General features: G+C 40.2%; 23 protein-coding genes. All 23 read right to left on the bottom strand.

The window, feature by feature from the left end; genetic code table 11:
• Window positions 1-11 precede the first annotated feature (11 nt).
• The 23 genes from ACFQNF_RS08825 to ACFQNF_RS08715 all read right to left on the bottom strand — a co-directional run bounded on the left by ACFQNF_RS08825 (window position 12) and on the right by ACFQNF_RS08715 (window position 24984).
• Window positions 12-1124 (bottom strand): glycosyltransferase, encoded by a 1113-nt coding sequence (locus tag ACFQNF_RS08825; protein WP_380187629.1) that lies wholly within the window; start codon window positions 1122-1124, stop codon window positions 12-14.
• Entirely contained in the window at window positions 1121-2206 is a 1086-nt protein-coding gene (locus tag ACFQNF_RS08820; protein WP_380187628.1) for a glycosyltransferase family 4 protein, read from the bottom strand. Before ACFQNF_RS08820 ends, ACFQNF_RS08825 begins: the two co-directional genes overlap by 4 nt.
• Window positions 2207-2220: 14 nt before the next feature.
• On the bottom strand, window positions 2221-3615 hold the full coding sequence (locus tag ACFQNF_RS08815; protein WP_380187627.1) for an O-antigen polymerase: 1395 nt from the start codon (window positions 3613-3615) through the stop codon (window positions 2221-2223).
• Window positions 3615-4538 carry a glycosyltransferase gene (locus ACFQNF_RS08810; RefSeq protein ID WP_380187626.1) on the bottom strand — a complete coding sequence of 308 codons (924 nt, stop codon included), beginning with the start codon at window positions 4536-4538 and terminating at the stop codon, window positions 3615-3617. Before ACFQNF_RS08810 ends, ACFQNF_RS08815 begins: the two co-directional genes overlap by 1 nt.
• Window positions 4539-4594: 56 nt before the next feature.
• Window positions 4595-5632, bottom strand: coding sequence for a glycosyltransferase family protein (locus tag ACFQNF_RS08805; RefSeq protein WP_380187625.1), 1038 nt, complete (start codon window positions 5630-5632; stop codon window positions 4595-4597).
• Between the two features lie 2 nt (window positions 5633-5634).
• Window positions 5635-6765, bottom strand: coding sequence for a non-hydrolyzing UDP-N-acetylglucosamine 2-epimerase (gene wecB / locus ACFQNF_RS08800; RefSeq protein ID WP_380187624.1), 1131 nt, complete (start codon window positions 6763-6765; stop codon window positions 5635-5637).
• On the bottom strand, window positions 6765-7748 hold the full coding sequence (locus ACFQNF_RS08795; RefSeq protein ID WP_380187623.1) for a glycosyltransferase family 2 protein: 984 nt from the start codon (window positions 7746-7748) through the stop codon (window positions 6765-6767). Before ACFQNF_RS08795 ends, wecB begins: the two co-directional genes overlap by 1 nt.
• The gene (locus tag ACFQNF_RS08790) at window positions 7745-9109 is read right to left on the bottom strand and encodes a hypothetical protein (RefSeq protein ID WP_380187622.1); all 1365 of its coding nucleotides are present in this window, start codon (window positions 9107-9109) and stop codon (window positions 7745-7747) included. The genes ACFQNF_RS08795 and ACFQNF_RS08790 overlap by 4 nt, the downstream gene beginning before the upstream one ends.
• A gap of 46 nt (window positions 9110-9155) precedes the next feature.
• Window positions 9156-10202, bottom strand: a complete 1047-nt coding sequence (locus ACFQNF_RS08785) for an NAD-dependent epimerase/dehydratase family protein (protein WP_380187838.1) — start codon at window positions 10200-10202, stop codon at window positions 9156-9158.
• A 37-nt stretch (window positions 10203-10239) separates the two neighbouring features.
• A complete protein-coding gene (locus ACFQNF_RS08780; RefSeq protein ID WP_380187621.1) occupies window positions 10240-11037 on the bottom strand; it encodes an HAD-IIA family hydrolase in 798 nt (265 codons plus the stop codon).
• A 10-nt stretch (window positions 11038-11047) separates the two neighbouring features.
• Entirely contained in the window at window positions 11048-12832 is a 1785-nt protein-coding gene (locus ACFQNF_RS08775; RefSeq protein ID WP_380187620.1) for a thiamine pyrophosphate-binding protein, read from the bottom strand.
• Between the two features lie 87 nt (window positions 12833-12919).
• Entirely contained in the window at window positions 12920-14236 is a 1317-nt protein-coding gene (gene rfbH / locus ACFQNF_RS08770; RefSeq protein WP_380187619.1) for a lipopolysaccharide biosynthesis protein RfbH, read from the bottom strand.
• A gap of 35 nt (window positions 14237-14271) precedes the next feature.
• Window positions 14272-15342 (bottom strand): CDP-glucose 4,6-dehydratase, encoded by a 1071-nt coding sequence (rfbG, locus tag ACFQNF_RS08765; protein WP_380187618.1) that lies wholly within the window; start codon window positions 15340-15342, stop codon window positions 14272-14274.
• A gap of 10 nt (window positions 15343-15352) precedes the next feature.
• Entirely contained in the window at window positions 15353-16123 is a 771-nt protein-coding gene (gene rfbF, locus ACFQNF_RS08760) for a glucose-1-phosphate cytidylyltransferase (RefSeq protein ID WP_380187617.1), read from the bottom strand.
• Complete coding sequence (gene rfbC, locus ACFQNF_RS08755) at window positions 16120-16689, bottom strand: dTDP-4-dehydrorhamnose 3,5-epimerase (protein ID WP_380187616.1); 570 nt, start codon at window positions 16687-16689, stop codon at window positions 16120-16122. Before rfbC ends, rfbF begins: the two co-directional genes overlap by 4 nt.
• A gap of 128 nt (window positions 16690-16817) precedes the next feature.
• The gene (gene rfbA, locus ACFQNF_RS08750) at window positions 16818-17723 is read right to left on the bottom strand and encodes a glucose-1-phosphate thymidylyltransferase RfbA (RefSeq protein WP_380187615.1); all 906 of its coding nucleotides are present in this window, start codon (window positions 17721-17723) and stop codon (window positions 16818-16820) included.
• Window positions 17724-17763: 40 nt separating this feature from the next.
• The gene (gene hepT / locus ACFQNF_RS08745; RefSeq protein ID WP_380187614.1) at window positions 17764-18183 is read right to left on the bottom strand and encodes a type VII toxin-antitoxin system HepT family RNase toxin; all 420 of its coding nucleotides are present in this window, start codon (window positions 18181-18183) and stop codon (window positions 17764-17766) included.
• A gap of 85 nt (window positions 18184-18268) precedes the next feature.
• Window positions 18269-18553 carry a nucleotidyltransferase domain-containing protein gene (locus ACFQNF_RS08740; RefSeq protein WP_380187613.1) on the bottom strand — a complete coding sequence of 95 codons (285 nt, stop codon included), beginning with the start codon at window positions 18551-18553 and terminating at the stop codon, window positions 18269-18271.
• Complete coding sequence (gene rfbD / locus ACFQNF_RS08735; protein WP_380187612.1) at window positions 18553-19467, bottom strand: dTDP-4-dehydrorhamnose reductase; 915 nt, start codon at window positions 19465-19467, stop codon at window positions 18553-18555. The genes ACFQNF_RS08740 and rfbD overlap by 1 nt, the downstream gene beginning before the upstream one ends.
• A gap of 23 nt (window positions 19468-19490) precedes the next feature.
• The gene (locus tag ACFQNF_RS08730) at window positions 19491-20216 is read right to left on the bottom strand and encodes an HI0074 family nucleotidyltransferase substrate-binding subunit (RefSeq protein WP_380187611.1); all 726 of its coding nucleotides are present in this window, start codon (window positions 20214-20216) and stop codon (window positions 19491-19493) included.
• 3 nt (window positions 20217-20219) lie between these two features.
• A complete protein-coding gene (rfbB, locus tag ACFQNF_RS08725; protein ID WP_380187610.1) occupies window positions 20220-21278 on the bottom strand; it encodes a dTDP-glucose 4,6-dehydratase in 1059 nt (352 codons plus the stop codon).
• On the bottom strand, window positions 21275-22474 hold the full coding sequence (locus ACFQNF_RS08720) for a GumC family protein (protein WP_380187609.1): 1200 nt from the start codon (window positions 22472-22474) through the stop codon (window positions 21275-21277). The genes rfbB and ACFQNF_RS08720 overlap by 4 nt, the downstream gene beginning before the upstream one ends.
• 80 nt (window positions 22475-22554) lie before the next feature.
• Complete coding sequence (locus ACFQNF_RS08715; RefSeq protein WP_380187608.1) at window positions 22555-24984, bottom strand: polysaccharide biosynthesis/export family protein; 2430 nt, start codon at window positions 24982-24984, stop codon at window positions 22555-22557.
• Window positions 24985-25022 lie beyond the last annotated feature (38 nt).

Below are 25022 nucleotides of genomic sequence, written 5' to 3'. Positions count from 1 at the left end.
CGATAAATAAATTAAACAATTTTATTGTAAAGTTCTATTGTTAAATCAACCATTTTTCCAGATGTAAAATTATCTAAATAGCGGTTTCGAGCATTAAGTGATAAATCCTTTATCAATAACTTATCACTTACTATTTTAATAATAGCATCAGCTAATGCTTCAGGATTCATAATGGCTACATTAAACCCAGTCTCACCATCAACATTCACCCATGGAGCACCGGAACCTTCGATATTTGTGGCAATACAAGGAAGTGAAAATGCCATAGCTTCAAGTAATACAACACCAAAAGATTCTGCCTTAGTTATCGAGCTTAAACAAAAAACATCTGCTATTTGAAAAAAGAAACTTAAATCAGGGCTAAAATGAGGGATTTCACCCAGCAATATAACTTTTTCAGTCAATTTATTATCAAGAATGATCTTGCTTAACTCAGCATACATTGGCCCTGTTCCACCAATTAAAATAACATAATCATCCGGCAGAAATTTAGCTGATTCAACAAGATATTTAAATCCCTTCTGAAATGTTAATCGCCCTAATCCAAAAACTATTTTTTTCCCTTCGTATGGGTTCAATTTAACAATAGGATTACCAGGTAAAGGATCGGCTATGCCAATAGGAATAACATGAGTTTTAACTTTATATGGAGCAAGCCACACTGATGAATTCATATACACTGGTGACGTTGCAATAATCGCATCAGCTCGGCTCAATAGCCAATTTTGTAATGGGGAATACAATTTCAGCAGGTGCTTTTGTTTAACAATATCATTGTGCCAGTGAATAACAATTTTGCACTTTGGGCGAACTAACCAAATTGCTAAACTAGCCATAGGATCAGGCAAGTGGACGTGTAATATGTCATACTGAGAAATAGACTTTGCCAACATTGAAATCATAGAAGGTGATATGGATGTTGAAAATAACTTTCCCCAAGAGCTAGATCTCGACACCTGATAACCAAGAGCTGCAGTAAGAGAGGTTGACTCTCTGATGGTATTAGAGCATAAGACATCTGTTTTAATACCGTTAATATTCAAACCTTCAGTAACATTAAACATAACTGATTCGATACCTCCAACAACTGGAGGGTAAAATTTTCCGAATTGTAAAACTTTCACCTTATGCTTTCCTTAAATAAATCACATTGTCGTAGCTGGGAAAATAATGAAATAGCTGTATTTTCCCATTGAAACATATTAATACGTGCACTGCCATTGGCTACAAGTCTATCTCTTAATTCAGCATTTTTCATTACCTTGTGAATAGCAGCTTCCATATCACCAACATCTAATGGATTAAAATAATATGCGGCATCACCACAAACCTCAGGAATCGAAGCCGCATTCGATGCAACAACTGGACAGCCACAAGTCATTGCCTCCAATGGTGGAATACCAAACCCCTCATATATAGATGGAAATATAAAAATTATTGCATTTTCATATAATGATTTTAATTTCTCATCCGTAATATATCCAGCATATTTAACATTGGTTTTACATCTTTCTTCGTTATCGATAGAAAAAACACCTGCATTGCTACCACCAACAATGACTAAATCCACTTCGATTTTTTCAATTGCATTCAATAATCTAGAAATATTTTTAGTCGGATTTAAGCTTCCTACAGCCAACACAAACGTGTTTTTTTCAATATTTAATTCACTTAAAATACTATTATCTGCAATTAAACTATCCATATGACCACAAGCATTATATAAAACACCAACTCTTTCTTTACATATATTAAAAATACGAAGAAGTCTTTCTTTAGAAAATTGTGAGACAGTAAAAATTTTTCTTGAAGTTTTACTCAACACACCAAATAAAAATTTATACCAATTCCTGAATACAAATGTGTAGGCAGAAGGATAATCATATAAGACGGTATCATGAATAGTGACGAACTGTTTAACCTTCAGTAGCGGCGCTCCACCCGAAAAATTTAGTAAATAACTAAAACGAGAAGCAAAAGGTAATACCAACTGTTCCCACAAATGACCTTTAATACCAAAACCAACAAATCTAATAGTAATATTGAGTAATAAAGGAGGACTCACTCCCAGAGGGCATAGTAAAATAAATTTTTCACTGATATTTTTTCTTGTCAATAGCAAGTCGAGAGCCATTAATAGCTGTAAAGAAAAGCGCTGAACCCCTGTTGATCTCTGGGAAAGAAAACGTCCATTAATGTAAATCACAAAATATCCTTAAATTATACTTTTATTATTTTAATGGCATTAACCTTTTTAGCACCAATAAAAAACAAGTACATAATAAATGAAAGGTAGATCATATTAGCAAAATAATTACTATGTAATCCTTCATTAACAAGTCCCATTGGAAATGTAAAAAAGAACATACACCACACAACATAGAGAACATTACCAGAGTTAAAAAAATCATCAAACTTCTTACAAAAGAAACCAACAATCAAGCCAACAATTCCAACACCTATCCAAATAAAATTTATGAATGCCTCTAGAATTATTGATGGGTAAATATTAACTCCATCTGCAAAAAGTTCGGGTCTAACAATCGATGTTACATATGCTGCAGTCAGGGGTGGTTTATCTAACCACAAACCTCTTGGGATAAAATGCATAAATGAGTATATATATGACCCCCCCCATAAAGTATGAATATCTCCTTTCGCATACAATTTCATAGCATCCGCTACTAAAGGTAATACATCCATTCGAGCCATGAATAAAACAAAAACAATATCAATATCATCGCTCATCATTTTGAATGCATCCCAATATACACTCAAATTACCAATTCCAATATCTCGGACATATCCAAAAAAAGAAACTACAAATACTAAAATAGGGAATAAACAAAATAAAAGTCCTATCGGGACGGGTTTGATATATTTATGTCTAAAGTACAAATGAACGAAAAACAAAAGAATAATACCTGATCGACTTGCATTTAATACAAGATCAACAAACATACACAGTGTAAGAATTAAGACTGTGCGCTTAAATTCTCCACTAGAATAATAACGAAATAATAAAATATAAAATGCAACATTACTAACCATGAAAATTCTAAACAAGTAAGCCATTCCCATATTCTGGGTCTCGGCAATAACTTCAAGCGCTGTCTCTGCCCCTGAAGACAGTAGTGCAAAAGCTAAGAACGATGCACCTTTTAACACAAAAAATGAAATCAAACAGTACAAATACATTTTACTCCAGTTTATTTTCACATTTATATTTTTATTTAACCTCATCCCTGGGGTAATAAAATATCCTATCGTATAGAAAAAAACAAAAACTATCACCGCGAATAGAGGCATCAATAGATCATCACGGCCTTGAAAATTAACTTGCTCTATAGATTTTAAAACAAAATAAAATAAAATTGTTACTGCCATCCAAAAAGAGGATGACATAAAAAACATTGAAAATGAACTATAAAGCATAGTCCAAACCACAAAAATCAATAGTATAAATAAATTAAGTGAATATACTTGCCAAGTTTTATCCTCATTAGCAAACCCAATAAATAAGGAGTACGTCATAAGAATGCACAATAAAAACATGCCAATCAATGGGATTATTTTATAATTATTTTTAGCATGAGCATTTTTACTCAATCGCATTAGAGACGTCCCATTACTACTTTAAATGCACGTAATGCAGCATCGAAATCGCACTTTATCATTCGAGACATTGAAGACAGTAGAATAAAAAATTTTACAAAAAAAACTCTATTTTTGTAAAATTTATTCGAAAAAGCGATTCTATTTCTTAATGCATATGTATCAGAAAACGATTGGCGCTTACCATTTCTTTTGGAACCAGAGCCAATACTTGCACCTTCTTTATGAAGTACAATACTTTTTGCGGCATAACCAAGTTTAAAAACTGGATCAAAACGTTTTGCCCTTGTTGCCCAATCAAGCTCTTCAAAGTAAATAAAATAACTTTCATCCATCAATCCAATTTTCTCAATAAACTCTTTAGAAACAAGCATTGCTGCACCTACAATATAATCCATATCATTAACATCAATAGACAGACATAATTTTTCAGAATATTGTCTATGACCAAGGATGTGCTTTATTGTCCCTAAATACGAATTATATTTACCACCAACAGCCTGAATTACATTTGGTTGATCATGATATAAAAGTGTAGATCCACAAATACCGATACGGCAATCACTCTTAGCATGCTTAATTAAAGCTGAAAGTGCATTCTTATCAACTTCCGTATCATTATTTAATATCCAAACGTATTCCATGCGTGGATCTTCGAGCGCCACACGAATCCCCACATTCATCCCACCTGCAAACCCAAGGTTTTTACCGGTCTGCAATAAAAACAAGTCATTAGATTCAATACAATAGCTTTCATTATTCAATACATTGATACACTTTAAATCCATTGCGTTCAAATATGAATTTTTTTCCTTTTCGCTTAAAATCCAATTTTTTATTTCATAATAAGAATTATTATCTGAGTTATTATCGCATATAACAATCCTATATTCACAATCAACTAATTTAAATAGACTACTCAAGCAAGAGATTGTGTCCTCCCACCCATTCCAATTTAAAATAACAATATAAACCATAGTTAAGCTATCGACCTTAAAGAGGTTAAACCGGCTTCCATTTCCTTTTTCATCGAACTAATTACATCATAATTTTTCTTTTTCATTTTATCCAATTCTAATAAAGAAGGAAGCTCGTCCAATATAAAATCCTCATATGTAACAAACTGATACCCATGCCTAAAAAAATCACCAACATCCTTACTTAGCACTATTGGCACCACTCCATTTGCTAAATATTCAATTCCTTTAGTAGGGCATGCTACCTTATTAAGTAATATATCATCCCTTAATAAAAAACCATAATCAGATTCTAAATAATGCTCTTCAACTAATGATGGGACAACACTTTTAACCTCTAAATTCAAAATGCCATAGTTATGTGCTAATTCCAGCATTTCAGCAGGTTTCCCAGTTAGAAATCTATACCTAACACTAGAATTACGCTTTACTGCTTCAAGCATTTTTGGAACATTTTGCCATTTCTGCAATCCACCAGCATAAATAACCAGAGGTGCCATGAACATTCTTGTTTTACTTAATCTCAGGGAACTCACTTTATGTGTAATTATTGGGATAATAAGATCAAAGGAACAATCTCTATCGTACTTATTCTTAAAATGCTCCGCCATCATCTTAGTGACAGAAATAATACTATAGCTTTTTTTAACCGTTATTTTCTCAGTCCAATTATAAATAAATGCAGACATTTTATTTCCCTCAAATAGCATTTCCTCAGGTACAACACCATGCATATCCGTAATTATCTTTTTAAAATAAAAAAAAGGTAATATTTTTAACGCGTTGTACACCGAATGTACATATAGTGTTTTTGCTCTTGCAATAACACATAAAATAGTAATAAATGAAAAGAATAAATTCAACTTATATATTGTTAAATTGTTTTTTATAATTATATTTTTTTTAAAGAAACGCCTAAATGATATATCAAGATACACTCTCGCTCTTGATTCAAAATTACTATCAATAGATGCAATACGTTGAATCATCCCATCTTGCTCATTATTACAATCTGGATATGGCGCAATAAAAACAAGCATAGTTATTTCTCAGTGAATATCTTGCTTAATGAATCTACAATAGTAGAGCATGCATTTCCAGTACCGTATGGATTATGCGCACCAGTCATCCGCTGATACTCTACTTCATCGTTTAATAAAATCTCTACAGCCTCAACAATACGCTGAGTATTTGTTCCAGTTAGCATAACCGTGCCAGCCAATACTGCCTCAGGACGTTCTGTTGTATCTCGCATCACCAATACAGGCTTACCCAATGATGGTGCTTCTTCTTGAATGCCACCACTATCAGTTAGTATTAGATAACTTTTTTTCATTAAATATACAAATGGCAAATAATCTTGTGGGTCAATTAAATAAATATTTTTATTATTGCTTAAATATCTATTTACTGGCTCCTGAACATTGGGGTTTAAATGCACTGGATAAATAACTTGGACATCTTCTCTACTTGCCAAAACATTCAAACCTGCACAAATATTTTCAAAACCTTGCCCAAAGTTTTCTCTGCGATGCCCAGTTACCAAAATTAGCTTTTTGCTTTTATCAATAAAAGAAAACTTCTCAGATAATTCTGCAGATAATATTGAATCTAAATCGATTTGTTTACTTGTCGCCAACAAGGCATCAATCACCGTATTGCCCGTAACACAAATGCTAGTCTCAGCAATGCCTTCTTTTAATAGATTATTTTTTGCCATTTCAGTAGGAGCAAAATGCATCCAAGCCATTAAGCTAGTGATCTTACGATTTAACTCTTCTGGCCAAGGTGAATATATATCACCGGTGCGTAATCCAGCTTCAATATGGCCGACAGGAATACGATGATAGAACGCGGACAAGCTGCATGCCATTGAAGTAGTTGTATCACCGTGTACTAGTACTAAGTCCGGTTTGAAATCTTCAAAGACAGGTTTTAATGCCAATAATATTCTTGAAGTAATATCAGATAAATCTTGCCCCGGCTGCATCAAATTCAAATCATACTCAGGAACTATATTAAATAGCTCAAGCACCTGATCCAACATTTGACGATGCTGTGCAGTTACACATACACGCGTTTCAAACTCACTATGTTGACTAAGTCCTTTAACCAATGGAGCCATTTTAATAGCTTCTGGTCTTGTGCCAAATACGACAAGAATTTTTTTCATTATTCTTTCACTCTTAATTTTGCTCTACATTCAATCATTTTTCTTAACACCATTTTAATTTTCAGTAACTTCAAAAGTTTGAATAAAAATATATAATTACCATATCCAAAATAACTAAGTTCTTTTTGCCTACTAATTATTCTTTCATCACCACCATAACAAAACGTATGTAGCAATACTTTTCCAGTATAAGACTTTTTAAAAACAAAAGAAAAAGACTTATGCACCTTTATATTGCTATTATATACATCCATCACTATATTTTTAAATGTAATCAAATCAAGACTTAGAATTTTTCCAGGCTGATCTGTCGCATCATTAATATTCCCCCCCCTAGCAGCAACAAAAGCTTGATCACTCGTTTTTATTATGCATCCTTGATTTATTATTGAATGCATACAAAACAAATGAACATATTGAGAACCAAGCCATTTTTGATACTGATTAGCGCTCGGCCAATGCGATCGTAAAAAAATAAAACTAGAAATAAATGCAAAAGCTAAGCTTAAATTTGGAACTGTTTTAATATAATCAGCAACATCGTCTAAATTTTCGATTTTAGCAATGCGATCAGATAAAGCCACATTCGAACTTAATATTTTCATGCTTAAATCATATTGATGATAACCAAAATGAAGAACATCTGGCTTACAGCTAGCTAGGATACTTTTTATATTAACAATTGAGTTCTGTAATAAACAATCATCACTGCCCAGTATCATACAATATTGCCCAGTGGCCATGCTAACCACTTTAGTGCAGTTAATATCAAACCCTTGATTAGACTCAAAACGCTGATATTTAATACTTAACTCTTTTGAATACTCTAAAACCAACTCCTCAGTATTATCAGTTGAGGCATTATCACTGATGACAATCTCTACGTCCTTATTATCCTGAATAATAATACTATCCAAACACTCTTTTAAATATTTATATCGATTATATGTGGGTATACATATGGATAACAATGGGCCACTCATGTAGTCATATCCTTTAAAGCTTTTAAACTACGTTTCGATTTAAAATTTAAGTATATATAATTAGAATACCCTACGCCAACAAAAATACAAACACATGAATAAGCCAGCAACAAATTATAGACACTAGAATATCGGCCAGATAAATAGCATGAAACACCAATAAAAATAGCCAGCACAATTGCATGCTGCAAATATGGTTCGCACTTATGAGCTCTAACATACGTTGCTTGCGCAAAAACAATGTGATTAGCTAATATGGCAAATAAAATCAGAGAAAATTCCTGAGGTTTTAATAATCGACCTGCAAAAGGGATGTTTAAATAATTAATAAGTAACAATACAGAAATAAATGTAACAATCAATATAAACAAAACTCCCCATGATTGCCAAAATATTTTTTTAAATAATAGATCCAGCTGATCAAATTTTCCGCTAGCAATTAGTTGACCAAACAATGGTGTTTTGGTGGTAATCCATGCCATAGCCAATGAACTAAGCACATTAGCAATTGTAAAGCTCATACCAACCTGCCCTGCCGCTTCTGGACTATGGTATTTAAATACTAAAGGTGTAAAAAGTTGAAATATAAAAAAACCACTTAACCAGCTGATAGCAATGCGCCATTGCATAGGAAGAATTTCTTCCCTCCAATTAATAGCTACTTCACTTTTCTTTCCAGTAAAAATACTATATAAAAATTTTCTTTTATTTAAAATAAGCCAAGCAGAGTTACTACTTAAAGTAGCCAGAGCAATAATAGCGGCTGCAAATAATCCCCATCCCATATAGAGGGCTAACCATGCGGCAAGGCTGGAAATTACTGACTGATAAAGCCGCATTTTCGCAATTTCAGCAACTAAGCCAGTCCCTTCAAGTAGAGCAATAATAGGACTAATAAATAAATTACCGCTCGTACAAAGTACTAAAATGATCCATGGCGAAGACCAGCTTACTGTTGAATCTGGGTAAGAAGAATTAAAAAACCAATAGCCAGCAGGGGCAATGATAGCTATCATTAAAATAGCAATTACGCCGTACCACTTTACCGCTAAAGTAAAGAGCGAAAACAAACGAGATTTAGCCTGTTCATCACCACTAATTAAACCTTCTTTCCAAACTAGCTTTGACATTTCATGGCTTGCAAATTGGGAAATTACACTACAAAAGCCTAACTCAAAGAATACTTGCATGGCTAAAACACTTGCAAATGTATAATAAAAACCTTGTTCTACCTGACTCAAATGATGAGATATAAAATACAGAGTAATTAAGCCTGCAAAAACCCCCCATCCACGAGTCAAAATCACATAAGCGATAGCTTGATCAATACCGATAGATTTTAATATCTTTTTTACTACCATTATTTTTTGCCTGACTAAATTTAATTACACTTAAAAAATGTACTATTTATTTACTACGTTGTAGGAAATAACTTTTATTCCAATCGGCCGTTCGTTGAATACTTTCATCCAAATTAGTCCAAACGTCTAAATTATGTGACCTAGCTTTATTTATAGAAGGAATATATCTTGACCTACTCCCCCCCCCTTCATTAGAAAGGAAAATAACTTCTTTCTCTGGAGCTAATATATTTTTAACGCACTCAGCTAAATCGGATATGAGAATAGCTTGATCTGATCCTACATTATACGCCTCCTGATTTTTCCCCTTGAGCAAAAGAGTTAACAACCAAATAGCTAAATCAGCGCCGTACAAATAGCTTCGATAAATTTCACCTTTCGATTTCACAACAATATTTTGTGAAAATAAAGCATCTCTAACAAAGTTACCTATTGCAAAATGAGTATCAATAGCTAACCCTGGGCCAGAAAAAGCAAAACAACGCGCAAAAATAACATCAAATGAATGCTTGGATGCATATAATGCAGCCATTGTTTCTATTGAACGCTTTGCCTCTCCATATGCACTGAGTGGGCTGTTTGACAAGCATGCCGATGTACTATCCTCCAAGAAAAGTGGCTGCTCTTCTGGTTGAGCCCCATACTGAGCACCAGATCCAATCATTAGCACTTTTTTTGCACCAGACTTAACTGCAATATCTAGGATATTCCGGCCACCATTAATCATACTATTAAATAACGATAAACCATCGGCTTGTACAGCTAATGACGTATCTGTAGCAGCATGAATAATACAATCATATTTGCGACTTACCTCAAAACACTGAGCATCAGATTCAATAAAATCAAGCCAGCGAACATCACGGTAACTTGGCTCGCTAATTAAAAATTTCTCAGGAGACCTAGAAACAACAGTGACTGAAATATTAAAACCATTAAGATTTAAATAATGAAGCAGGGCCAATAACCATCGCCCAAAAAAACCAGTTCCCCCTGTCAGTAATATTTTTTTATTTTTTATTTCATCTAAGGATAAAAAAAATGGTGATAACCGTTCAAAATCTTCTTTAATTAATGGTGAATTAAGCGACACAGTCAATTTTAATTATCCTAGAATCATTTTGTTAAATTTAAATACCCATGCTATTTACAGCAGCGATCAAGCTTTTTGATGAAAAAGACCTCACAATATCTGAATCATGATGCCATTGATCATTGTCGATATAGATACTTTCTGCATTGGCATTATTTGCCATTAGAATGTCAGACTCTAAAGTATCACCAATCACAACGCACTCATTTAACACCCCACCAATCCTCTCTAATGCAACTTGAAGCATCAATTTATTTGGCTTACCAAATAAATAATTACAACGGATCCCAGCGGCCCCCTCAATTGCCCCAAGCATTGCACCACATCCAGGTAATAATGCCCCTTTATCACTAGGATAATTTGCATCACTATTGCAAGCTATTAACAATGCACCATTAGTAATAGCTTGCAATGCATTACTAATGGTCTCATAACTTAATTCTAAATCTAAGCCAACTAAAACGGCTCCGCACTGATCATGCGTCGCCAGTTTAAGCCCATGATTTACGACTAAATCTCTTAAACCGCTGCTCCCAACTACATAGACGCCTTTTTGACCATCTAAAGAATCTTTTTTAACCGCTTGGCACGCAACTTCGGCGGAGGTTAATAGCTCATTTTCAGCACATGCAATTCCCATTCCCTCTAGCTTATTTCTAATGCTTAAAGGAGATCTTGCGGAGTTATTTGTTAGGTAAATTATTTTTTTACCTGCCTCTCGCAACCTTTGTATAGCTTCAATAGCTCCATCAACTGGCTTGCTACCCTTATACACAACACCATCAAGGTCAATTAGAAAAACGTTCTTCTTTGCTAGCGCGATCCAATTACTCATAGAGTAGATCCTAATTTTTTGTTAAGTATTGAGTAACCTTTTGATATATCGTATCAGGTAACTCTGGGGTCATTTTATGGAGAGGGTTTGACGCCATACTTCCATTTTCTAATACACGACTTGTAATTTTTGGAAAATATGTTTGTTCAGGATTGATGGTTACAAGAAACGCGTATAAATCCGAACCATTAAATGCAGCTAAAAATTCTGGGTCATTTTCAAACCCCGGATAAATACGCAAGACGGGGATATCGTAGACACTGAACAATTTATCAAAATTAGGTAGGCCAACTCCAGTTTTAATATCGCATCCAACATATCGGCCAGCAAAATAGCTACGCTGAGTCATACGAATAGAGGCATACCCTTGATCATCAAATATAAATATTTTCAGATTTAACTGATTAATTTTTGCAGTACCTAACTCTTGTAGATTTTGTGAAAAGCCACCATCCCCCTCAAACAACACAGTTCTTTTCTGCGGATTCGCCAATGCAGCACCAATTGCTCCGCCTAGGCCATACCCCATGGAAGCTAATGACTTATTTGTAACTAAGTACTGACCGAATTTTTGCTGAAATATTTGTAATGATGCCGTGAATGCACTGCCACTACTACACGGAATAACAACGTCATTATTAGTGCAAAGCCGGGACATCTGATCTAAAAAGGTATATGGCGACAGATAACCATCAAAAACTTCATTACAGTTTTCAACAATTGGTAATTCTCTTTTCACCATATTGCAGTATGTTAGCCACTCAGGAATATCCGCTTTAAACTGCTTAGATAAATTCAGTAAAATTTGATTTGCATCATCACAGATACCTAGATAAATATTAGGGTGCCCTTTATCCAACTCTGCTTGATCACAATCGACCTGAATAACTTTCCCATTTACAGCAAACTCTTGCCAATTAAACCCTGTCTGCTGCAAACCAAGACGAGTTCCTAATGCAATAATCAAATCTGCTTGCTGTATCAAAATATTACTATACCTTTGTCCCCAAGTATTTGGGCGGCCAAAGTAGTATGGATGCTCAGAGCCAATACGATCAGCACCATTCCAAGTTGTCATCACAGGAAGTGCTAGACCTACAAACCCAGCATGCCCAATCTGTTGAGATATTGCCCTATCAACTCCACCACCAAGCAAAACAATTGGGCGTTTAGCATCTTTAAGCAGTGAAATAATTTTTCCACATGCAGTATCTATGTTATTTTTTGTTTCACTTATGTTTTCGTTGTCATCTAAAACATTTAGCTCATCCGCATTTACAATTGCACCCTGAACATCAAGTGGAATTTCAATAAAAACAGGGCCCTTTCTTGGTGTCCAACCTGTTTTTACAATATTAAAAAATTCATTTTTAGTAACTGGTTTAAGTAAGCGGATGCTTTTTTTAGTTATTGATTCAACTAAACGTACACCGTCAATTTCTTGAATCCCACGCTGACGTAATAAACCATTACTCAAATCAGCAGTTTTAACTTGCCCACCAATTACAAGCAGCTCTCTGCTCTCCTGATATGCCCCAGCAATTGCAGTAATGATATTAGTCAGCCCAGGCCCCGCAGTCACTAATGCAAAAGCTTTTTTACCTGCTCCAGTTTCCGTGTAATACTCTGTCGCAATACCTGCAGCAACCTCATTAACAACAGGAATTAATTTTATCTTTTGGCTTACACTTTCAGCCAAATGCATAATATTTCCACCACCAAGAGAAAAGCAACTTTCATAACCTAATTCAACTAACCACTGTGAAATTAGATCACTATATTTTATAGCAGCCATTTACAATTCTACCTACGAATTAAACAAGAAATGAATTGCCCTAATAAAATATACTAAGGCAATATTTTCACAGTGATCGAATGAATATTAGAAATTCACACCTACAAATGTCTCGATCTTTTCAATTACAAAATCAAGCATTTCTGTCGTTAGTCCTGGGTAAACGCCAATCCAGAAAGTATTGTGCATGACACGATCAGTATTGGTTAATTCACCGCTAATGCGGAAATTACGCCCGATCATGTATGGCTGGCGGGTTAAGTTACCGGCAAATAATAGACGTGTGCCAATTTTGTTTTGGTCTAAATAATTCAACAGATCCACACGACTAATACCGGCATCTTCGCGAATAGTAATCGGGAAACCAAACCATGATGGCGAGCTATTTTCTGTGGCTTCTGGCAAGATAAGAAATTCTGAGCAAGACTCTAGCTTCTCTTTCAGGTATTCAAAATTAGCTTGGCGTGCAGCAATAAAGCCTTCTAATTTATCCATTTGTGCTAGTGCACAAGCAGCCTGCATATCGCTGATTTTTAGGTTGTAACCAAGGTGGGAATAGGTGTATTTATGGTCGTAACCTTCTGGTAAATTACCCAATTTCCAGCAAAAGCGTTTATTACAGGTATTGTCTTGGCCTGGCCCGCAATAGCAATCACGGCCCCAATCGCGGAATGATTCAATAATTTGTTTTAATTCATAATTATTGGTAAACACCGCGCCGCCTTCACCCATGGTGATATGGTGTGCAGGGTAAAAACTTAATGTGCTGATATCACCAAAAGTACCTACCAATTGACCATTGTAGGTAGAGCCGAGTGCATCACAACAATCTTCAATTAACCACAATTTATGGCGGGTACAAATCTCACGAATCACTTCAAGATTATATGGATTACCCAAGGTATGGGCCAACATGATGGCTTTTGTTTTTGGGCTAATTGCGGCTTCAATTTTAGCGGGGTCGATATTGTAAGTTGGGATATCCACATCTACAAACACGGGTACAGCGCCAAATTGCAAGATTGGGTTCACTGTTGTTGGGAAACCCGCGGCGACGCCAATAACTTCATCACCTGGCTGAATAGCACGCGCGCCTAATTTATGCGAAGTCAGTGCAGAAAATGCCAGTAAATTTGCAGAGGAACCAGAGTTGGTAGTTAATACATATTTAACGCCCAGATATTCGCTGAGGCGCTTTTCAAAAGCATCATTAAAACGGCCGGTAGTAAGCCAACCATCTAAGGACGCTTCAACCATATTTTTAAGCTCAGCCGCATCCAATACTTTGCCCGATGGTGGAACAACCGAAGTACCTGCGGTAAATTCACGCGGGGCTAATGTAATAGCAGCAAATTCTTCAACTAGCTTAGAAATTTGCAAACGAATTTCTTGAGATTTTTCCACGATTTATTCCTAATACTTAATTGTGTTAGTTTTTATTAAATAGAAAATGAGCTATTTTCATATTCTTTAATTTGTTGCAAGGTCATCTGATGCATATCGCCCCCTTGCAATTGCGCCTTGTGCCATTCACATATTTTTAGCAATGCGTGGCTTAAAGACCATCTAGGCTGCCAATTTAACTGCATATGCGCCTTGGAGCAATCCAGTTTTAAATAATGTGCTTCGTGCAAGGTTGCTGCAGAGGTATCAATACGATAAGCCGCACCGTCGCCCCAGATGCCAGTTAGCTGCTCGATAATCCAGCCCACTGGCTTGGCATCATGATCATACGGGCCAAAATTCCAGCCGCCTACAACCGCTTGGCCTTGGGTATATAGCTGCTCGGCCAACGTTAAATAACCACTAAGTGGCTCTAATACATGCTGCCAAGGGCGAATTGAATTCGGACTGCGAATCACAACTTCAGTGTTATTTTCAATAGCACGAATCATATCAGGAATTAAACGATCTCCTGCCCAATCGCCACCGCCAATCACATTGCCAGCTCGGCCGGATGCCAATGCCACCTGTTGATGACTACCGAAATAGGAATCACGATAGGCACGTGTTACTAATTCAGAGCAACCTTTGCTATTACTATAAGGATCATGTCCGCCCATAGGTTCGTTTTCACGATACCCCCAAGGCCACTCTTGATTTTCATAGCATTTATCGCTGGTTACATTCACCACCGCTTTAACACCCTCAGCCTGACGAATCGCTTCCAGCAAATGTACCGTCCCCATCACATTGGTGGCGTAGGTTTCAATTGGATTAGCGTAGGAATATCTCACCAAGGGCTGGGCTGCCATATGAATCACAATCTCAGCGCCTGATTCATTCAGTGCCGCTTGCACGGCAGAGAAATCTCGAATATCACCGATAATTGATTTCATTCCTGCGGCAACATTAGCCTCTTCAAATAGGCTAGGCGAGGTTGCAGGGGCCAGGGCAAAGCCAGTCACAATCGCCCCCATTTGCTGCAGCCATAAAGAAAGCCAGCTCCCTTTAAAACCAGTATGCCCAGTTAAAAAGACCTTTTTTCCCTGCCAAAATGCTTTATTCATCATATGGTCTTTACCAAACCTTCCAAGGTGCTTTACCGGATTCCCATAATTCTTCTAAGTAAACCTTATCTCTTAAGGTATCCATAGGTTGCCAGAAGCCATCATGAGGGAATGCTGCCAATTGGCCTTGCTCAGCCAGTATTTCTAATGGCTCACGCTCCCAAGTACATTGATCTCCACTAATTAAATCAATCACTTTAGGAGACAGTACAAAAAAGCCACCATTAATCATGCCGCCATCGCCTTTCGGCTTTTCTTTAAAATTTAATACCTTGTTGGATTTAATATCCAAAGCACCAAATCGGCCAGGCGGGTAAGTTGCGGTTAAGGTTGCATCAACGCCTTGCTCTTTATGAAATGCAATCAGTTGAGCAATATCTACATTGCTCACACCATCGCCATAGGTAAAGCAAAATGCTTCTTCATCTTTTACATATTCTTTTACTCGTGCTAAGCGACCGCCCGTTAAGGTACTTTCACCGGTATCTACTAAAGTCACTTTCCATGGCTCGGCATAGCGATGATGCACTTCCATCGTATTGTTACTCATATCAAACGTAACATCTGATGTATGTAAAAAGTAATTAGCAAAATACTCTTTAATCACATAGCCTTTGTAACCACAGCAAATCACAAAATCATTAATCCCATAGTGCGAATACATTTTCATGATATGCCACAGAATGGGCTTACCACCAATTTCAACCATTGGCTTTGGGCGTGTTGATGTTTCTTCGCTAATTCGAGTCCCCAAACCACCCGCTAAAATAACTGCTTTCATTCCATCACCACACTATGATTATTAAAATATTCTGCTTCAGCTAAAACCTTGCCTAATTTATCTTTGGCAGATAATTGGACATTATCTGTACAGGGCCAATCAATATTTAGCTCTGGATCATTCCAGAGAATTGAGCGCTCAAATTCCGGAAACCAATAATCGGTCGTTTTATATAAAAACTCTGCCACATCCGACACCACTACAAAGCCATGCGCAAAGCCTTCGGGTATCCATAGCTGGCGTTTGTTTTCTGCGCTTAGCGTTACGCCCACCCATTTGCCAAAAGTCGGGGAAGATTTGCGGATATCTACGGCCACATCAAAAACTTCGCCCAAGGTGCAGCGCACTAATTTACCCTGGGGGTATGGAGATAATTGATAGTGCAAACCACGCAATACGCCTTTTACTGAGCGAGAGTGGTTGTCTTGTACAAACTCGACTTTACGGCCAATAGCGGCTTCAAATTTGGCGTGGTTAAAGCTCTCATAAAAAAAACCGCGCTCGTCTCCAAAGACTTGTGGCTCGATAATTTTTACATCGCTAATTGCAGTATCAATGATTTTCATATTGCATTTTTTAAGCAAGGTGGATTTAAATCCACCTTGCTATTCCCCTAATCAAGAATAATTTTCTATATCAATGTGGTACTACGTAATCGCGGCCGCTAGTAAACCACGCTCACCGCAAAAAATCATCAGAATGTTTTGTCTTTTAGCATGTTCAATAAGTACTGGCCGTAGGCATTTTTCTTTAAGGGCTGAGCCAGTTTTTCTATTTGTGCTGCATCTATCCAGCCAGCGCGGTAGGCTATTTCTTCAGGGCAGCATACTTTTAAGCCTTGGCGCGATTCGATGGTTTGGATGAACTGGCTGGCTTCTAGCAAGGATTCGTGAGTGCCGGTATCTAACCAAGCGTAGCCTCTACCCATGGTTTGTACGTCTAGCTCGCCCATGGCTAAGTAGGCAGCGTTCACGTCGGTAATTTCTAGCTCACCACGAGGTGATGGCTTAATGGCCTTGGCAATTTCTATTACGCGGTTGTCGTAGAAATAAAGACCCGTTACGGCGTAGTTTGATTTGGGCTGTACTGGTTTTTCTTCTAGGCTAACGGCTTTGCCTTGCTCATCAAACTCCACCACACCATAGCGCTCTGGGTCGGTAACGCGGTAGGCAAATACGCTGGCACCGCTGGTTTTGGCCGATGCGTCTTGTAATAATCCAGCAAAATCGTGGCCGTAGTAGATGTTGTCACCCAACACCAAAGCGCAATTGTCCTTGCCAATAAATTCTTCGCCAATAATAAAGGCTTGGGCAAGGCCGTCTGGGCTGGCTTGCACGGCGTATTGCAGCTGAATACCCCACTGGCTACCATCGCCGAGTAATTGCTCAAAGCGCGGGGTGTCTTGCGGGGTAGAGATAATCAATATCTCTTTGATGCCCGCCAGCAACAAGGTGCAGAGCGGGTAGTAAATCATCGGCTTATCGTAAATAGGCAACAGCTGCTTGCTAACAGCCAGCGTAGCTGGGTAGAGGCGTGTGCCGCTACCACCGGCAAGGATAATGCCTTTGCGAGTTGATGTGCTTGTATTAGAAGTTGTCATGTTTTTCTCGTTTACGGTTATCTGGCGGGTTTCACCCGCCCTACGGTTTATTCTTGAAAGGTGCATTTAAGAAATCCAGCATAAATTGATAAGCACTACTATCAATCAAGCGATAAATCACTCGCGCATCCAAATTCAAATAGTCATGCACAATTCTATTTCGCAGGCCGATGGCTCGCTGCCATGCTTGCAATTCCGAACTTGTAACCTGCTCTAGTTGGCATAGCATAGCGAATGCATCGTAGGCGCTGACTGGCACCGCCATATTGCAGGCTTTTAGCCAATGTTTTGCCTTGCCAATTGCGTTTTCTGTGAGCACCTGCAGTGCATGAGCTGTACCTGAGAACTCTAAAGGACTTAGCTCACCACGCTCTTTTAACTTCGCTTTAGCCTCTAACAAAATCAGCCCTTGCCTTGCTGCATGGGCCGCTGTTTCTGCTTGGTAAGTCTCAAGCTTCATGCGCCTGCTCCCAGCTAAACATTTCTAACTCTCGCCATGTTCGCACTAAAAACTGACTCCATAACAAGGTATTGTCACCTTTTAATTACACTCCCTCATTAGCAATTTGCTCTCGCATCGCAAGGCCAGCCTGAGCAATATCGATCAAATCAAGCTCATCAAGGTGGATCTGCATTTGCTTTGAAATCTCTAACTGCAAATCACTGAGTAGCTCATAGCGCTCAAGCGGATCAATCCCCGGTAGCAACGCAATAGCCACATCCCAATCACTTTGTGCATGCTCTAGCCCTTTAGCACGGCTACCTACCAATACAGCAAAAGCAATCTTCGGGCTAAGCGCGAGGCAATCACGCAAGCGCTGCAGTGGCATTATTTTTTGCTCAGCAAGGTCATCACTTGCGTCACGCCGTCTTGCCAATCTGGCAGGCAAAGGCCGAATGTGGCTTGTAGCTTTTCTGTGCTTAGCTGTGAATTAGCAGGCCTTGGCGCGGGCAAGGGGTAAGCGCTGGTTGGAATAGGTAGAATTTGTGCTGCTTTAATCGAAACGCCAGCCGCTTTTGCTCGCTCAACCACGCTCTCTGCATAGCCATGCCATGTTGTACTGCCAGCGGCTACCAAGTGATATGTGCCGTATAAATCTGGGAGCTGGCAATTAGTCGCTGATTCAATCTGCAAAACTTGGCGAATTGCATGGGCGGTCACATCTGCTAATAAGCTAGCCGCAGTCGGCGCGCCGTGTTGGTCGGCGATGATTTTTAGCTCCTCCCGCTCACCCGCCAAGCGCAAGATGGTTTTCAGAAAGTTGCCGCCGTGCGCGCCGAATACCCAGCTGGTTCTAAATATCAGATGCCGTGGATGGGCGGCGGCAATCGCCAACTCACCGGCTAGCTTGGTCTTGCCATATACGGACTGCGGGTTCGGCGTGTCGGTCTCGCTATACCAGCCGTCTTTTGTGCCATCAAACACATAATCGGTGGAGTAATGCACCAGCAAAGCGCCAATCTTAGCGGCTTCCTCTGCAAATACTTGCGGGGCGATGGCATTAATGGCGCGAGCAAGCTCTGGCTCGCTTTCCGCCTTATCCACCGCAGTATGCGCAGCAGGGTTAACAATCACATGCGGCTGTATTCTGGCGACCAGTGCTCGTATCGCTTCTGGATCACTTAAATCACAGTCTTCTCGATCAACCGCAATCACAGTGCCCAGCACGGCAAGGCTGCGCTGCAACTCAAAGCCTAGCTGGCCGTTTTTGCCGGTCAATAGAATACGAATAGCTTGCTTCATTTTGATCTACTCTTCACTGGGATCTACTTTTCACGGGCTAAAGCAGCTTGCAAGCTAGCTTCTAATTGATTAAATGCACCGATATAAGCCTCTACTTTGCCTAATAAAGCAGATACCTCTCGCTCATCATAAACATGGCTGGATAAATTGCGCATTTCTATCATGTCGAGCCAAAGAGCTTCATCCTGAAGTAAGCCTTGAGCAAAAGCATCTTTAAAAATAGCGCGGGGATTTTTGCTATCAATTCCCACAAAATCTAAATAGCGCTTTAATGCTTTCCAAGACATTTCAAAAGTAAACTCGAAACGCTGCACATTAATATCCAATACCACGTCGCCAAAACCTTCTTGACGTAAGGCAATCGCTTCTTCTTGCACCAAGCGTAAACGTCGCAATGCTCTGGAGAAATACAATAAGCCGTCTTCTGCACGCAATTGCTTGCTCGCACTGAATAAAACGCGACCAGTCTCTTTCACTCTTTGAGAAAAACGCGGCTCAGCAAAGGCAATATTAGCGACGTCAATTTTGATTAAGGTCGGCAACAAATCCACTTCTGCACGGATGAAGGCCATACTCTCAGAGCTGGCATTCACATCATCAAAAGCAAAATCATAATCACTGGCCACTTTTGCTTCACCATCCACACGCGAGCCAAACAGCCAGACTCTACTTGGGTTCAAATGGCGCAAAATAATGCCAACCACGGCATCAATCAGTTTCTTATCTAAAATCGGCGTCACCTCAGCCATTTTTTAAGCCCCGTATTGCTGATCAATCCAGTCTTGATAATTGCCACTACTTACATTCTGCACCCAGTCCTGATGCGTCAAATACCAATCTACCGTTTTAGCAATACCTGTTTCAAAGGTTTCCGCAGGTTTCCAGCCCAGCTCTCGCTCTAGCTTACTTGCATCAATGGCATAGCGCTTATCGTGGCCAGGGCGATCGGCTACATAAGTGATTTGTTCAGCGTAAGCCTTGCCATCGCCACGTGGCTGACGCTCGTCAAGGATCTGGCAGATAGTGTGGACTACATCTAAATTCGGCTTTTCATTCCAACCACCTACATTGTAAGTTTCACCCACCACACCCGCTTCCAACACGCGGCGAATGGCGCTGCAATGGTCTTTTACATACAGCCAGTCGCGAATCTGCTGTCCATCGCCATAAATAGGCAAGGCTTTACCAGCGAGGGCATTCAAAATCACCAGCGGGATCAGTTTTTCTGGGAAATGATAGGGGCCGTAATTATTTGAGCAATTAGTGGTCAATACCGGCAAGCCATAGGTATGGTGCCAAGCGCGAACCAAATGATCTGATGCGGCTTTAGATGCGGAATATGGGCTATTTGGCTCATAAGTTTTGGTTTCAGTAAAAGCAGGATCATCCGCGGCTAAAGAGCCATAGACTTCATCGGTGGACACATGCAAAAAGCGAAATGCCGCTTTATTCTCCGCAGCTAAATCAGTCCAATAGCCACGCACGGCTTCTAGCAAATTAAATGTGCCCACTACATTGGTCTGAATAAACTCACCAGGCCCGCTAATTGATCGATCCACATGCGATTCGGCGGCAAAGTTAAGCACGGCACGGGGCTGATATTTGGCCAGCAGCTCAGCAATCACTGCTTTATCGCCAATATCTGCACGCACAAAAATATGCCGCACATCGTCGTTTAAGGAGGCCAGCGTATCCAGATTACCGGCGTAAGTTAGCTTATCTACATTGATGACAGGCTCGTCTGATTGCGCCAGCCAATCCAATACAAAATTACCGCCAATAAAACCTGCACCACCCGTGACTAAAATCATGCTACGCCCTTCCATGTGTTCTTTAATAAATCCAAACGCTGCTTTTGCTCTGGATTTGTACCCATTTTATTCACTGCTTCTAAGATAAAGCTCGCCAAGATGGCTAGGAAGAAACCAGCAAAGAGCGCCAATAAAATCAAAATGGCGCGCTTAGGCTTGGCTTTTCTTTCCGGGGCAATAGCGCTATCCAATACTTGAATATTTGCACCATCTTTAGCTTCATCTAATTTAGCGATTTCATACTGTTTAGACATCAGTTCAAACAAGGTTTCTTGGTATTTCACATCACGCATTTTGCGAATGTAATCCAAGCCAATTCCTGGCGCTTTGCTCTTGGCGACTAGTGCATCTCCATTTTCTTCGCCACCCTTGCTCATATCTGCCAGCTGGGTTTGCAGGCTATCCAGCTCTGCCTTTGCTCTTTGTAATTCTGGGTTGTTTTCAGTGGCAAAGTTACGCATGGCATTCAATTGCACCTGCTTGGCTGAGACTTTGGCACGTAAAGTCGCTAATGCTTCAATCGCCACCTTACCTTGCTCATTCAGCTGCATCACGCCGGTTTTTTCCTGCAACTGCCTTAAGGCAACCTCCGCGTCGGCTAGCTCTTTTTTAGCCGTTACAATCTGCCCTTCAAAAAACTGACGGCGCTGTGCTGCTTCAGTCACAGCCAATACTTTACTTAAATTACGCAGTTCTTCTACATAAGCGTTGGCAATTGCGGCCGCCAGCTTAGGGTCTTTATCGGCAACTTCAATCGAAATCAAGCCATCTTTACCGGTAGCAATCTTGCTGCTGCCCTCAAGGGCAAACAAAGTCTCACCCGCCGTTTTAGTCCCATATACCGTTTGCAGTTTAAAGCGCTCGACCAGTTTTTCTTCTAAACGGCGGCTTTGCATCATGGCGATATAAATATCGTTCGGGCTTTTCACGCCCAGAGCGGCCCCTGCACCACCCGCCAGCCCCCCCAATTGAGCCAACATTGCCGATGCAGAAGATTGCTGTTGCTGCGGTGGCAAGATCGTTGTTTTAGCTTCAAAAATGGGCGTTGCAACTAAGCCATACACTAAAGCCAAAATACCAAACACAATAGGCAAACCAAAAATCAATTTTTTATGCTTTGCCAATACAATTAATAAATCAATCAGGCTGATTTCATCATCCTGATCATTTTCCTGGGTAATTGCTTTGTTTTCCATGGGCTTCTAATTGTTAAGGTCGTGTTTATTTAATCAAAGTTAAAAGCCCATAAAGCAATCTGCCTTATGAGCTTTTTTAATTAATTACCCAATACTTTAATACCCGCCAAGCCAGTACCAAAGTTAGCCAGAATTTGCGTCCAATCCAGCGCGTTTTTCACAAAACCAGTACGATCAAACTTCTCTGGCACCACAATCACATCACCCGGTAGGGAAGGTGTACCTTTAAATGAGCGAGTCAACAATCCAAATTGCTGGGCGCTGACTACCGAACCATCGGCACGCACCACAAATACACTATCTGCATCAGCACTTTCGGTCGGGCCACCTGCTAGCGCCAGATAATCGCCAACGCTACGATTCTTACTATAAATAAACGCGTTATTACGGCTAAATACCGAGCCCATCACCGCCACAGTTGCAGAGCGCGAAGGGATAAAGACCCGATCGCCGTCTTCTAGGGCTACTTCAGGAATATCTGCCAGCTTGCTGCTTTCCGGGCTTAAACCCAGCACCACGCGGCCATCCGCTTTAGTGGTACGAATTTTCTGGGCAAGCAGTTTTTGTTGATCAGCCTGAATCGTTGCAGCCTTTACGCCGCCTTCATTTAAAGAGTTTTGCGCCAACTGCCCTGCCGATGTTTGCGCATTGCGCTCCACATAATCGGCCAAACGCTCCAGCTCGTCCTGTTGCTTCTTACGCACTTCATCACGCGAGAACTCTGCGCCGTAAAGATAAGCACTAGAAGTTAAGCCGCCGATACGATCAATCAAGGTCGCCAGCGTTTCGCCTTCACTCACCTGATAAATACCCGGCGTGCCCACCTCACCTTCGATATGAACAAAGCGAGTTTTTTGCTGGGTAGAAACACGGATATCCGTCTTAGAGAAAACATGAATCACATCGCCCTTAGCCAAAATCTTATCTTGCGATGCATCGCGCTTTAAGATCACCGCGCCTAAATTAAATGGCACGAGGGTTGTTGTGCTATCTAGCTCATTGGTGCGCTCAATCGCAGCGTAATTCCAATTGATTTCTTGCTGATTACCGCGCAAAGCACCTAAGAGCGTGCGATCGACTTTGCGCTGTAGCTTTGGAGCAGGGGGATTCAACGAGCCCTGCTGCTGTTTAAGCAGCTCTTGCTGATCTTCTTCTTCCTGAATATCTTTGCTGCTGGCTGTTTTGTCTTGGTATTTATTTTCCCAAAAACGCGGCGCGATCAGCATATCTTTACTGCTAATTAAATCGCTCACCTTCATGCCCTCAAACCAAGGCATACGCACCGACTGCGCCACATTGCCGCGCAAAGACACCATATCGTCAATTTTCTGGCTTAGGCCATAAAGCTGCACCACATCGCCACCACGCACAACAAAACCAGCGGCCTTGGCTAGCTCTACCGATTCTACTTTTCGCGACTTTTGCGCGACTACCCGCTCAATCGATACCTTACCATCTTGCGCAAAATTACCTGTGCCGCCCGCCCAAGTAATCAGATCTTGCAAATTCTCGCCCGGCTTCACTTCATAAATAGCGGGAACTTTTACACTCCCTGAAATCGCCGCTTGCCCGCCCACTGGCGGCACATACACCACATCACCGCCTTGCAACATCAGATCATGGCTCTTATCACCTTTAAGCAGCAAATCGTATAAGTCGAATTCATTAACTACTTTGCCAGCGCGCTTCACCTGAATTTTACGCAAAGAGCCATTGGCCGATGGGCCGCCCGCAGCAAACAAGGCATTCACCACGGTAGAAAGCGATCCAAGACTATAACTGCCCGGATTTTGTGCAAAACCCACCACAAAAACTTGTACGCTTTTAAGCTGGCCCATGGTGACTGCCAGATCAAAGTTGCGGTACACCTTGCCTACTTCACGGCTTAAATGCTGCTTGAGCGCGCCAAAAGGAATACCCACTACGCTGACATTCCCCACGCGAGGAATAAATACCGCACCAGAGCGATCTACTTTGAGCTGTAAATCGGCATCCAGCTGGCCCCAAAGGCGAACCGAGAAATTATCCCCCACACCAATCAAGTAATCAGCAGAAACCGGCGCAGCTTCAAAAGGTGAATAAGCTGCTTGCTGCATCTGAAATATTTGCTGACCAAACACGGGCAATGGCAGATTTGCACTACTGCAGAGATATTTCTGAAAATCATTCAGCGGCGCAGCAGGCGTTTTATATCGGTTATTGCGATCCAGAACAGACTTGCCGCTTACTTCATCACAAGAAATGGGTGCCATTGGCGTTTGCAGCTGCTGGCTAAGGCTCTTCTGTTGCTGATTAGACTGGCTCTGCTGCCCCTGATTTTGCATACCCTGCTGGGGATAGCCCAGCGTATTATTCTGCAGCGGCAAAGGCCCTTGGTTCATCATCAATGCCGATGGATCATCCGGCATCGTTTGGCAATCACCGGCACCAGATAAACATGTAGCAGACCATGCAGGGCCAGCTAAAAGCAGCGAAAGTGAAATAACAGCGGAGCTTCTGGATAATTTCATAGGTTAGTCATATCTTATGAATGGCAAGGGGCGCGGAC

The organism is Iodobacter arcticus (assembly GCF_042664895.1).
Classification (GTDB): domain Bacteria; phylum Pseudomonadota; class Gammaproteobacteria; order Burkholderiales; family Chitinibacteraceae; genus Iodobacter; species Iodobacter arcticus.
This window is presented reverse-complemented; position numbering and strand designations above follow the sequence as displayed.